The organism is Mesobacillus sp. MER 48 (assembly GCF_023714225.1).
In the GTDB taxonomy this organism is placed as follows: domain Bacteria; phylum Bacillota; class Bacilli; order Bacillales; family Cytobacillaceae; genus Mesobacillus; species Mesobacillus oceanisediminis_A.
This window is the reverse complement of record NZ_JAMAUR010000002.1, coordinates 256,126-268,707: the sequence shown is the minus strand read 5'-3', so window position 1 is coordinate 268,707 and position 12,582 is coordinate 256,126. Positions and strand designations below refer to the sequence as shown.

Below are 12,582 nucleotides of genomic sequence, written 5' to 3'. Positions count from 1 at the left end.
CAAATTCGGAATCAAGAGTTGGCTGTATTTAATTTCAATAAATCTTTTCGTTCCAGCAAGACTCCCATCAGCTGTTCTACTTGAGAATCCGGGTTTCCTTCCAGTCTTTTTCCGCCTTCCAGTTTAGGAGGGCTGAACATCTTGCCTACGATGGTTGGAGATCCCTTTAAGCCAAGCTGTGTTTTATCCACATCCTCGAGGTCATTCACTGACCATATTACAGGTTCATAGCGTGCAGCCTTGATCATGTTAGGCATCGGTGCATATTCGATGTCATTAATCTCTTTTTCAACTGTCAGCAAACAAGGAAGCTGCGATTGAAGTACCTCATAACCATCGATTTGCTTCCGTTTGATATGAACATATTTTTCATCCTTATTAACCTCTGAAACTTCTATAACATTTGTGATTGGCGGTATATCAAGACGACGGGCGATACCCGGTCCTACTTGTCCTGTGTCGCCATCAATTGCGTGCTTTCCGCAGATGACAAGGTCAATCGGGTTATTCTTTGAAATTTTTTCGAGCGCTTTGGAAAGAGCATAGCTTGTAGCAAGTGTATCCGCACCCGCGAACGCTCTGTCAGAGATCAAGTAACCCTGGTCCGCGCCAATTTCAACGCTTTTCTTGATGACGGCAACTGCCTGTGGCGGTCCCATGGACAAAACAGAAATCGTTCCACCTGTTTTATCCCTGATTTTGACCGCTTCCTGTACAGCATGGGCATCATAAGGATTCAATATCGCAGGTGCACTCCTTCTGTCCAGAGTATTCGTCTTGGGATTGATTTTAATGATCTTAGTATCGGGCACTTGCTTGACACATACGACAATGTGCATACTCTCTTTTCCCCTCCTTGGATTGAAAAACTATTAAATTGTAAGCGGTTACTTTTAGCTGTTTTCCTATATAGGCCGTTCTTCTTGAAAGAGAGGGACAATATTAGGTCCTTCACTCTTCTGTATCGTCAATCGTGATTAGAAAGAACGAGTACTTCAGAAAACAACTATTTATAAAACGGCCATGTTGACAGATTTCTTCTCTCTATGAGGAAACATCCTTTCAAGGCCTTATAAAAATAAAATGCTTTGTAGTACGATATATGAATCGCATTACAAGCATAGTACCAACAATTAAAAAAGTGAAAAACAAAGATGATATTGATAGTAAAATTTGAGGTTGAAAAAACTTGGATGAGCATCGATCATTGAACCAAATCGATAAAATGGTAATCCGCTGAAATCAACATGATGTTGGGGTAAATTGAATTTGATGATATAAACCTTTCTATGTTAAAAATATATAAAATAAGCTTATAAAAATATGATAAAAATCACACAAAGTCATATTATCGTGAAATTTTGAGCAAATTGTTACATATTTTTGGTTCTGTCAATGTTATTAGTGGATTTCCTTGAACGGAGATATACTTAGATGCTTATAAGGGGGGGAATTGCCTAAATATAATAGCCACCGCCATGGGCCAGCAGTGGCTTTTAATCTGAACATTTAAGCATGTGACAAAATATATTGTTTCTTGGTAAGCAAGATTATCTGTCTGAAGAGGATTTTTGTTTTTTGCCGTTGCACTTCTGTCTCCTTGCACAATGCCTGATATTCATAAATCAAGGTGTCAAGTTCCTGGCTGTGTCGCACTGTTTCATTACTTGTATATCCAGTTTCCAGTGCAGCAGTGATCATCAATTCCCGGACGCGATCAATTTCTTTCAATAAAGCATTTTGCGTTTGATACACTTCTAAAATCTCCTCTACTACTTTAATTGCTTAATAAAATAAATAGATTACTTGAAGAATTATTGCAAATGCTTTGATGAATGTAAATAGAATCGCAAAATAAGACAATTTTCATTCCCGAAATTTTTTTCTTCGACAAAGTTTGCGACTTCTTATTGTGACTGGCTTACTTTATCATTTTCGTAAATCGGCACCCAGCCCTCAGTGGTAACGAAAATCCTGACTGCTACCACCTGGCGGTCTTCCTGAAGCGTAAAGTAGTGGCGGATATTTTCAGGAACAGAGATTAAATCCCCCGGATTCAGGAATACTTCAAAGAATTCACCGTCTTTTCCCTGTATAACGAATACACCATGCCCGCTGACAATGAACCTTACTTCATCATCTGTATGGTGGTGCTCCTGCTTGAAATTCGCAAGCAGCTGGTCAAGATTTGGTGTATGATCTGACAGCGAAATGACATCCTGTGCTTTATAACCGCGACGCGCTGAAATATCATCGATTTCAGCCTTGAATACATCAAGGATCTGCTGCTTTTGTTCATCAGATAACAGGAATTTTTCCTGAAGGCTAGCTGGCAGCTTATTGATCTCCCATTTTTCATAAATGACTTCCTGTGAATTCAGGAATGCTTCTACCTGTTGTTCCTCAATGATTCTTTCCTGTGTGTTCTGCTTAACAATGTATGCCATCTGAATCTCTCCTTTATTTAAGTCGCTTTGTAAATAATTTTAATAATTCATTTAAACTACTTTGAACAGCTGGAATGGTTTATGCTCGAGCAGTCTCAATTGATAACGGAACAAAAACTCCGTCGCTTCGAGGATTTTCTTGGCTTCGAAGGCACTTCTGCCCCAGACGGTAACACCATGATTGCGAATCAGAACGGCTCCAGTATCCCCTTTTACGTGTTCGGAAAATGCCTTAGCAAGCGTTGGGATATGAGCATAATTTGGAATAATGGGAATTTTGAGAACAGCATCTTCCTCCCAAAGATCAAATGCCTTAATCAATTCTTGTCCTTTGAATTGAACCTCCCCCCTGTCACCATACACCTCGGAAATCACATTATTGTCAATGGTATGGACATGCAGGCTGCAGCCTGCATTGGTCTTCTTATAGACCTCCACATGAAGGAGGGTTTCAGCAGAAGGCTTTAAGTGTGTTTCCTCTGCCGGCCGACCATATTGGTCAACAAGTAAGAAGTCCTCATCCGTCCGCTTCCGCTTATCTTTCCCGCTTGCTGTCACAAGGAATTGCACCGGGTCGCTCTCCACTTTAATCGCCAGGTTCCCGCTTGTTCCCATGAACCAATCCCGCTCTGCTAATTCGGCTTTCACATCAGCCAGCTCTTCCCATTTTGATTCTAAAATGCTCATCCTCTCACCCCTGTCTGAATTTTAAGAGCTTCAATACAATCATGGAATGTCTCAAAAGGTGTATATGGAATCTTCCATTCTTCGCATTTATCTTTTAAATAATCTCTCGCAAACACATAATCTGCCTGTTTGGCTGCTTCGAGGTCGGTCACGGAATCACCGATGACGATTTTATAGATTCCGTCCTGATCCAGATTCCTCATGATGGTTGGCTTGCAACAACCGCAATCATTTGAACATTGATCATCACAGCTGTTTGGCCATTCAATTTTTATTGATTCACCTGAGAAATCTGAGCCATTGCAAAAAATGCCTTCAATCGGCCCGAATGATTTGATGATCGGTTCAATGAAAAAGTCAATCCCGCCGCTGACAATATAGACAGGAATCCCCTCCTCTCTCGCAAAATCAAGGAAATCCTGGAACCCGGGACGAATTCTCGCATTTTTCAAGGCAAACTCTATTATTTCCTCCTTCAGGCTGACTGGAAGGAGGGAGAACATTTTCCCGACTCCTTCCCTGATGGAAATCGTACGATTCAGCACTCCTTCCTTCAGTTCTTCCCACCCATCTGGAGCAAACCGGTTCATGATGGCTATAATGTTATCCTTTTCGGTCACTGTACCATCAAAGTCACAGAAAATGACTGGGTGGCTCATTTTGCCACCGCCTTAGCCAAACCCCAAAGTTCGATTGCTGCCCTCAACTCATTGAATTCATGAGCACCTTCCTCGAGCGTTTTACCTTTAAGCACTGTGTCGATCGCCTGCCTGAAAGCTTTTCCGCCTCCCTGTGCTCCCCCGGGATGTCCATGAACACCGCCGCCAGCATTGATGATCGAATCCAGTCCGAAATCCTCGATAAGAAGGGGAACCATTCCCGGATGGATACCAGCGGATGGGACAGGGAATGTTCTCTTGAATTGGTCCTCGGCAGTCAATGCCTCAGCGATCGAAAGAGCCTGCTGTTTTTCAAGGGCGACACTGCCATAAGGAGATGGAAACAGGGAGAAATCTGCACCAGCATAGCGTAGAAGCTTCCCGAGCAGCAAAGAATGGGAAAAACCATATTCATCCGCTGCTGTAAACGCACCGCTTACCGCGGGATGCGCCATGATCGGAATGCCAATCTCATCATCTTCCCTTAGCTCCTGCAGTACATCAAGTCCGTAGGCAAAAACATTGAACAGCAATGCGTCCGCTCCCAACTCAGCTGCTTTTCTCGCCTTGTCTTTCAGCTGGGTCGTTCTGCCCGTCAGATTGGCAGCATAAAGCGTTCTGTGACCGGTAGTTTGATAGACTTCTTCAAGGACCTGTTTTCCTGACATGATTCGTTTTTCAAAAGGAGCAAGCTCATTTTCAAACAAGATTTCGTCATCCTTGATCAGGTCGACTCCGCCAAGACTTTGTTCTTTCAATTGTTTTAACAGGAATGGAAGGTCGCGGCCGATCACTCCTTTGAAGATACTCATAAGCAATGGCCTGTCATAAACACCCAGCTTATTGCGGATTCCTTCAATCCCGAATCGGGGACCTGGAAAAGTTTTTTTCAATTGATCTCCGAATTCGAGATCGACCAGCTTTATTTTTCCGTCGAGCGATAGCTTGCCAAAAACCGTTGTAAGAATTGCCGGCAAGTCTGGAGAAAAATTGATAGCCGGATAAGCGATCTTAATGGTCGCCACGGTATCAGAATTTGCGTCCAGGCCACTGCCTTCGACCGAAACCACTCTTCCCTTATGCTTTTTTAATTGTTTTTGGTCCAATTCCGGCAAATCTGTCCAGGATCCTACTGTCAAACCAAGTGCTATTCCCTCTGCTTTTTTCTCTGGGTTATGCTTAGCGTCATGGACTATGTAAGTTGCTGTAATTTCACTCATGAAAATCAATTCCTTTCAGTTAGAAAATCGATAGCGCCTTATCCAGCTCCGACAAGCGCTGGAGGGCCAGGCAGTGAAGCCGTTCTTTGAATTCATTGCCCAGTATCGAAATCGAAAAGTATAGCTGACTGCCCAGAAACGCAGAAACTGGAGACTCCGATAAAGAAGCGCTTTTTGCTTCTGCCGGCGGAGTTGAAGTTTCGGAGTTTCCAGGAGGCGACACTAGATAATTCGAAAAGCGAAGGCGACTGCCCAACTCCGACAAGCGTTGGAGGGCCTGACAGTGAAGTCGTTCTTTGACTTCATTGGCAGGACCGAAACGTCTCGAGGAGTTAGGAGCCGCAGCTAGCCAAGCGTCTCGAGGGCTGGGCACTGGAGCCAATCAAATTGTAAAAAGCATTAAAAAAACCTCTTCACAAAGAAGAGGTTAGGACGTTCACTAAACTCTTCTTATCTTTCAGCTTTCGCTGCAAGAATTAGCACCGTGCCCAGCATTATGCTGGATCGGTTGCCGGGCTTCATCGGGCTCGTCCCTCCGCCTGCTCTTGATAAGAAAATAATTTAATTAAGTTATTTAATTGGTTAAAGTGAATTTATTAATTAGGATTATGTCAGGTTCACAAATCATTGTCAATATCTTTTTTGAAAATTCCTAAGCTTTCGATTCTGCTGACTGCTTCCTTCAATCTCTTTTCAGAAGTGAGCAAGCCTACCCGAACATAGCCTTCACCATACTCGCCAAACCCAATTCCAGGTGCAACGGCAATATGGGCTTTTTCCAGAAGAAAGTCAGCAAAATCAACGGATGAGGTGAATCCTTCGGGTATCTTAAGCCAGGCAAAAAAAGACCCTTTGGGTGCAGTGACCTTCCAGCCAATACCTGTCAAACCGTCAATGAGTATGTTTCTTCTTGATTCATACAAGTCATTCAATTCTGCTACACATTCCTGTGATCCAAGCAACGCTTCGGCAGCAGCCTCCTGGATCGCACCAAACAAACTGACGTACATATGGTCCTGGAGTAAATTAATTGCAGCAATCACACTCTTGTTGCCAGCTGCAAAACCCACTCGCCATCCGGCCATATTATACGTCTTCGATAAAGTATAAATCTCGATGCCTATATCCTTGGAACCCTTTGACTGCAGAAAGCTATATGGGCGTTTTCCGTCAAAGCCAACCGCCCCATAAGCAAAATCGTGGACAACACATATATTATGTTTTTGTGCAAGATCGATTGTCTGGTCAAAGAATGCTTGATCCGCAATCGCTCCAGTGGGATTATTAGGATAATTCAAGAACATCAATTTCGCCTGGGCGAGTTCTTCGGAGCCTAACTCGGTGTAGTCAGGAAGGAAGCCATTTTCTTCTCTCAGCGGCATTTTTATCATTTCTGCCCTTGCCAGCTCGACTCCTGACCAGTAGTCAGGATAGCCAGGATCTGGAACAAGGATCGAGTCTCCAGGGTTCAACAAGCATTGAGGAATTTCGACCAGTCCAGCCTTGCCGCCAAACAAGATGGCAATTTCCTCTTCAGGATCAAGATCGACGCCATATTCCCTTTTATAAAACTCAGCTGCCGCTTCTTTTAAATACCGAAATCCACGGAATGGTGAATACTTATGGTTCAGAGGATTTTCGGCAGCTGTTTTTAATGTGTCCACAATATGTTCCGGGGTAGGCTGGTCAGGATTCCCCTGTCCGAGATTGATGACATCAGCCCCTTTTTCGGTATATGTGCCCACCTTTTGCACGAGCGAAGCAAAAAATTGTCTGGGCAGGCTTTTCAATAACTCAGATTGTTCGAACTCCATTCTCTCACCTGCTTAATTATTTATTAATTTTAAATTTTTTAATTTGAAATTCTAGTCACAAATGATATAACGTAAATAGTAACTTGTAAAGATATAATTTTCAGAAACTATGGCGGTGACTTTATATGAAATTCAAGATTGCATGCTTGCAGATGGATATAGCATTCGGAAACCCTGAAAAAAACTACGCTGCTGCATCCCTTATGATTGACCGGGCAAGTTCTCATAATCCAGATATCATGGTCCTTCCTGAACTATGGACAACCGGATACGATCTGGCCAATTTGGATGGCACAGCCGAAGAAGAAGCACAGAAGGCCAGAGTTTTTTTCCATGAAGCAGCTGTGAAGCACCAAACCCATTTTATTGGCGGTTCCGTTGCCAACAAAACAGAAGCTGGCATTGAAAATACAATGCTCATTTATAACAAGAATGGTAATTTTGCCGGAAAATACAGTAAGCTTCACCTGTTCCAGCTTATGGATGAGCACTTATACCTCGCTGCTGGGAAAGAAAAAGGCTTGTTCTCTTTGGACGGACATAGTTTCGCCGGGCTGATTTGCTATGACATCCGCTTCCCGGAATGGGTGCGTGCCCATGCCCTTCAAGATGTTGAAGCACTCTTCATTGTCGCAGAATGGCCTATCCAGCGGCTTGAACACTGGCGCGCTTTGCTTATTGCCCGTGCCATTGAAAACCAATGTTTTGTCATTGCCTGCAACCGCGCCGGAGCGGATCCTAACAATACATTTGCGGGCCATTCAATGATCATCGGTCCCTGGGGTGACGTGATCGCTGAAGGCGGGGAAGGCGAGGAGATCCTGTTCGCAGAAATCGATCTTGATCAGGTTAAAGAGGCGAGGAGCAAAATCCCTATTTTTGCAGACAGGCGGCCTGAACTGTATTAATGCATATATCCAGCAAAAAAACCGCCTGGGAAAAGCCCTAAACCGTTCCGTTTTAGGGTGCATATATTTTAAATGACAATGAAAATGGCGTGTAAACTGACATCAGTTTTGACACGCCTTTTTTCTGATTAATTGTATTTTCACAGCCGAAAAATTAACATTCTTATTCAACAATTCAACCTTTTTGTTTAAGGGTGTCTTTTCAAAAAAATGGTTGAATTGTTGCTTGTATTTATAACCAATCAATATAGAGATGTAAAATAAAGCTAACAATCACAATAATTGATACAACATTTACCCAAATAGGTTCTTTTTTTTCGTCCATTTTTTTGCTAACTTCCCTATGGTAATCCTTTTGGATTTTTTTCTTTTTGTAATCTAAATTCAAAAAGGATCGACCCCTTTCTTACTCAAATGAGTCCAAAAAGTTTGTTTATACTAAACCGTTCGTTCATAAAGAAATTATGAAAATGTAACGTCTATTACTTAGCACACTTCAACCCTTCTTTAATTATATTTTTCGGTTAGCATCTTCAATCTTGTTCACAAGTGATTTAATCAAAATCAAGAAAAATACTGATATTAACAGCGGACCAAAGAAGGTCCAGGGTGCAGTCAAGAATTCATCCTTTCCTTGACCTATCATGCCTGCCCATTCACCTGATTCAGACAAATACTTTGGAACTACTTCTTCTGCTGCTGCAATGTTTCCTGGCTTGGATCCACCGATAAAGTATTGAAAAACCCCTAATTGAATAAGCAACAACAAGTTGATAGATAATTGCTGAAGAAATGTAACGATAAGCCTGTCTTTTAAAACCGGGATAATGTGCTTAGTATAAATACGCCAACTGCTTGCCCCTAATTGATTGGAAGCTTCAATGTATTCATTTTTCAATACATTACGAGATTCTTTTGTCAGTACAGCAGAGAGTATTGGGATCCCAATGAAAACAAACAGGAAAAACTGATACAGGATGACTTTCCAGAAACCCATTTGAACAATTGCTTCTTTTAAATCAGGAGATAAGAGCAGCACTAAGATAAGGCCAGGTATATATTTAAAAGGAATGAAGACCGTTTCAACCCATTCACTTATTCTTTTAAATGGAAAAACGAGAAAATAAGCTATTATCAAGCTGACTAAAATTCTTAAGAATGAAACTCCGGTAATAAAAAGGATTGTATATTTGGCACCTTCTATCATTCTAACAGCAAGGTCGTTTCCAACTTTATCAGTTCCTAATGGATGAGTTAAAGAAGGTGGGAATGGAGCCTTCCCAATAACCTCACCGCTTTCGTTATAACGGATACGTTCGGGTTCGGCATCCGTTTTAAAAATAGATGAATATACAACGCTAACAAACAACACCAATAGCAATAGTCCTATGATTAACAACAATGGTTTTTTAAAATTATTCATGCTGTGGTACCCCGATTTTTCTTCTTATGAGTTTAATTAACAGCATTATTAAGCCATAAGGAAGTAGAATCAAACCGACGGCAAGGATAAAGATTTCAGGTGAAACAAACCTATAAAGCAATAATGTGAAGCCATCAATCAAAAATAGGTATTCTACTAAAATTAAGCTCGTAATCATCATCCAGTATATGAGCGATAAATATTGTGAAAAAGAATATATAATATTTCTAATTACATGTTTTGTGAATACTTCCAGCTGACTAAGCCCCTTAGCCCTTGCAAAGTTTACATACAGTTTTTCGTATTCTTCTTCGAACAAAGTAATCATGATTCTGATCAGCATAAAAAGAGGTACCAGCATGAGACAAATAATGGGCATGATGTACACTTCCGTGTTCAAACTATATATTTGTAAAAATTTAAGCCCCGTCTTTTTATACAAATAAATTACTCCGAACTGAAAGCTCATGATAATAAATACATCCGGCAAAGTTTCGAGGATAGAAATAATCTTTCTAACTAACCTTTTAGCTTTCAAAGGGAGCCAAAGGTACATATAAACAAAAGTAAATGCTAAAATAACACCAAGTAATAATGCGCTAAACAACACTGTCATGGAGTAGCTATACGCCTTTGGTAAATAATCATAAATGGAAATTGTTTTAACCATGTGAGGGATTAGTATCAACCCATCTTTTAATGAGCGTAAATTTCCGAAAGTAGTTTTAACTGTATTCAAAAATTCGAGTGGGTAAAACCCCAAAATGTTTTGGTTGTAAATTAGAGAATTCATAGAAGCTAACATAAGTACGGTAAGAAAAAGTAATAACACTTTCAAGAAGAGTTTAATTCCTTTTGACAATATGTACAAATTAAGAAACTGTAAGTAATTCTTCATTTAGTCTCCTTTCTCATAAAATTCCACTAATATTCAATACGAATAATACGTAATAAAGTTCCAAAATCAGTAAAAATTTGTACGAGTAACATTTTTTAATTAATAATATAGAACAATATTTCGAAATCTTTCCATAATTTTACCATGAATAACTTTATTTTATCTAGGAAGGATATTTATTTAAAACCTGGTCTAATGGAATAAAGCACCTTATCTGAGTTAGATAGATAAGATGCTTTGAATTTATCTGAAGTAAATTATGTCTGTCCAATCATAAACTTTATCAACGATTCCAATTCTTTGGGCAGGTGTTTGTAATGAATCCTGTTTAAAAGCTTTATAAGGCTTACAGAAATTGTAGTATGTTCTCAAAATAGTTGTTGCATATTGAGCATATTTAGGATTGAAATTAGAGTAAATATAACTCTTTCCATCTCCTCTGGAACTCACTAAAGGCCTTTCTAATATTGTAATTCCTCTTCGGATTTGATTGATAAAAGTATCTGTGGCTTTGTTGTTGACCTTTTGAATTAATCTTGCAAGCTCTTCTGGCTCCAATGAACTGACATCAGTTGTGACATCCACAGTAGCATACCCAGTATCCTTATAAGGGAGTGGATGTATTATTGGGTTTTGGGCCCATTTTCGCGTTATTGTACTATCTTTTTTGACTTCTTCGAAAAAAAGATGCCTCTTTAAGTCTTGTTCAAGCTTTAATCTAGCTATTTGATATGTGCTTTTATTATCAATACCTATTTCCAAAGCCCATTTTCTTAATTCGGAATGTGCCTCTCTATGATCCTTCATATTGTCAGACAAAGACTTACTCTTATCCACTATTTTATAAATGAAATGATGTAAATCACTCAACCTTACCTCTTTAGAAAATGCTCTCATTAATGCAGATATTATGGAGGTATCATGGTCTGTAACAAAACGCCATTCTTTTGCATTCAAAAGCTGTTTCATATGCCAAAAGTGGGCAAGGGTCGTATAGGTGGAATTAACATGCAAACCGTCTATGTAATCAGCTCTTTTAATAAAACCTGTATATTCCATAGCGTATTCATTTTCCGACTGTGAATCGAACATAGATGGCGGCTGTGGCGCAAATGAATATTTTAAATGTCCATATTTCCGTGCGAACCGATGAAGGTGGTCATCTTTAAGCCTTTGGGTTTGTTCGGCTATATCCTCTAATGTTACATTCCAATCATAAGCTACATCAGCCCTAAATACATATCTATTTAAAACATCACTACTGACAACGATATGAGTTGGAAAGGTCTTTTCTTCTTCGTTACTAAAGTATTTAGCTCCAGTGTTTTTCTTCTTAACATTATTGAGAAAATAAACCATCTTATCGGTATTGATAAATAACTCATCAAATTGAACAGAACTTAGTTTTGTTTCGTGTCTTTCCAAAAACTCGAGACATCTTCGATATAACCATTCCAACTTATGATAATAAGTCTGGGAGCCGATACCTAAAATTTTTATTACTCTCTTAACGGGTACATGATTGATTATTAAATCCGCGAAGAGGGGAAGAATATCATTTCTTTTCTGGTGATAGGTTGTGCTTTCTCGAGTAGTTGGGAGTACATTTGTTATTTTAGAGCAAAATTTACACTGATATTTTTGGGAATTGCTTGTACTTACACCTCGGCTTCTAAAAGCTTCCCTCTTGTTAAAAGGAGTTAGTTCCTGGTGCTTACAATCCTCTTTATGAAATTGATATTTAGTTTCCATAGGTACGACAGAATTTATTTCTTCTATCCGTTTGATTTCTTCTGCTACGGCCCAATTCGAGACGGTTACATTGACACAACCCAAAATATTCGTAACCTTTGATTCTGTTGGAGCAGGATTGCAATATAACCTTGACTGCCGGCTATCAGAATCCAATTTATATCTTTGAGGTTTTCCTTTAACGTTATATTTCATTTGAGGTAAGCCTAAGTTTGAACAGTAGGGATTTATGCAACTATTCATTTGAATAACGAAAACTTTCCCTTTTAAACGGACATTAACTGGTCGAAAAAGTGTATCTCTAAATTTTGTGGCAAAACGGTTAGGTGGTAACTTTTCATATAGCTCTTTACGTTCAAGCAATTCATCCTCAGTTACAGGCACTTCAATCTCCACAAAATGATCCGTTCTATTGACTAACCTCTTTATTTTAGCCATTGTTCTCTTCCTCTTTAATCAATAATTGTTGAATCATTCTCCTGTTTCGACGTTTTCGGTGGATCCAATCGAGAAAATTCTCGTCCTCTAAAATATTTTTTAAAAAACGATCAACAATTTCATCTTCATTTAAACGGGTGTATTCCGCATAGTATTTCACAATTGCTCTTGTGTGGTCTGATAATTTCCAATCAACTTTTTTCCCTAGTTCTTCTTTTGGTTCAATGAATTTCATTATATTGACCTCCAAAATGACAATAGAATTGACAGTCAAATTGACAAACATATTTACTAGTACAACAAGTATTGTCATTAGTAGACAATACTAAACATATG

The 12,582-nt window shown here is 39.6% G+C and carries 13 protein-coding genes and 1 riboswitch; of the genes, 1 reads left to right on the top strand and 12 read right to left on the bottom strand.

Features of this window, described 5'->3' with window-relative positions; translation table 11 throughout:
• Nucleotides 1-11 precede the first annotated feature (11 nt).
• From M3593_RS07555 to M3593_RS07525, 7 genes are all read right to left on the bottom strand, one after another.
• Nucleotides 12-839 (bottom strand): electron transfer flavoprotein subunit beta/FixA family protein, encoded by an 828-nt coding sequence (locus M3593_RS07555; protein ID WP_251542260.1) that lies wholly within the window; start codon nt 837-839, stop codon nt 12-14.
• A gap of 670 nt (nt 840-1,509) precedes the next feature.
• On the bottom strand, nt 1,510-1,755 hold the full coding sequence (locus M3593_RS07550; protein WP_251542262.1) for an aspartyl-phosphate phosphatase Spo0E family protein: 246 nt from the start codon (nt 1,753-1,755) through the stop codon (nt 1,510-1,512).
• A 152-nt stretch (nt 1,756-1,907) separates the two neighbouring features.
• Nucleotides 1,908-2,447 carry a 1,2-dihydroxy-3-keto-5-methylthiopentene dioxygenase gene (locus M3593_RS07545; protein ID WP_251542263.1) on the bottom strand — a complete coding sequence of 180 codons (540 nt, stop codon included), beginning with the start codon at nt 2,445-2,447 and terminating at the stop codon, nt 1,908-1,910.
• A gap of 51 nt (nt 2,448-2,498) precedes the next feature.
• The gene (locus tag M3593_RS07540; RefSeq protein ID WP_144474672.1) at nt 2,499-3,134 is read right to left on the bottom strand and encodes a methylthioribulose 1-phosphate dehydratase; all 636 of its coding nucleotides are present in this window, start codon (nt 3,132-3,134) and stop codon (nt 2,499-2,501) included.
• Nucleotides 3,131-3,793, bottom strand: coding sequence for a 2-hydroxy-3-keto-5-methylthiopentenyl-1-phosphate phosphatase (locus M3593_RS07535; RefSeq protein WP_144474671.1), 663 nt, complete (start codon nt 3,791-3,793; stop codon nt 3,131-3,133). Before M3593_RS07535 ends, M3593_RS07540 begins: the two co-directional genes overlap by 4 nt.
• On the bottom strand, nt 3,790-5,013 hold the full coding sequence (gene mtnW / locus M3593_RS07530) for a 2,3-diketo-5-methylthiopentyl-1-phosphate enolase (protein ID WP_251542267.1): 1,224 nt from the start codon (nt 5,011-5,013) through the stop codon (nt 3,790-3,792). Before mtnW ends, M3593_RS07535 begins: the two co-directional genes overlap by 4 nt.
• A gap of 447 nt (nt 5,014-5,460) precedes the next feature.
• A riboswitch (SAM riboswitch) is annotated at nt 5,461-5,568 on the bottom strand.
• Nucleotides 5,569-5,630: 62 nt separating this feature from the next.
• Entirely contained in the window at nt 5,631-6,827 is a 1,197-nt protein-coding gene (locus tag M3593_RS07525; protein WP_251542268.1) for a pyridoxal phosphate-dependent aminotransferase, read from the bottom strand.
• Nucleotides 6,828-6,952: 125 nt separating this feature from the next.
• Between M3593_RS07525 and M3593_RS07520 the strand changes: the two genes are divergently transcribed.
• Entirely contained in the window at nt 6,953-7,735 is a 783-nt protein-coding gene (locus tag M3593_RS07520) for a carbon-nitrogen family hydrolase (protein ID WP_251542269.1), read from the top strand.
• Nucleotides 7,736-7,967: 232 nt separating this feature from the next.
• Here the strand turns inward: M3593_RS07520 and M3593_RS07515 are convergent, their stop codons facing one another.
• The 5 genes from M3593_RS07515 to M3593_RS07495 all read right to left on the bottom strand — a co-directional run bounded on the left by M3593_RS07515 (nt 7,968) and on the right by M3593_RS07495 (nt 12,481).
• Nucleotides 7,968-8,123, bottom strand: coding sequence for a hypothetical protein (locus M3593_RS07515; RefSeq protein ID WP_251542270.1), 156 nt, complete (start codon nt 8,121-8,123; stop codon nt 7,968-7,970).
• Between the two features lie 123 nt (nt 8,124-8,246).
• Nucleotides 8,247-9,158: an ABC transporter permease subunit gene (locus M3593_RS07510; RefSeq protein ID WP_251542271.1), complete on the bottom strand. Its 912-nt coding sequence runs from the start codon at nt 9,156-9,158 to the stop codon at nt 8,247-8,249.
• On the bottom strand, nt 9,151-10,056 hold the full coding sequence (locus M3593_RS07505; protein WP_251542272.1) for an ABC transporter permease subunit: 906 nt from the start codon (nt 10,054-10,056) through the stop codon (nt 9,151-9,153). Before M3593_RS07505 ends, M3593_RS07510 begins: the two co-directional genes overlap by 8 nt.
• A 243-nt stretch (nt 10,057-10,299) precedes the next feature.
• Nucleotides 10,300-12,246 carry an insertion element protein gene (locus M3593_RS07500; protein ID WP_251542273.1) on the bottom strand — a complete coding sequence of 649 codons (1,947 nt, stop codon included), beginning with the start codon at nt 12,244-12,246 and terminating at the stop codon, nt 10,300-10,302.
• Complete coding sequence (locus tag M3593_RS07495; RefSeq protein ID WP_251542274.1) at nt 12,239-12,481, bottom strand: hypothetical protein; 243 nt, start codon at nt 12,479-12,481, stop codon at nt 12,239-12,241. The genes M3593_RS07500 and M3593_RS07495 overlap by 8 nt, the downstream gene beginning before the upstream one ends.
• Between the last annotated feature and the right edge of the window lie 101 nt (nt 12,482-12,582).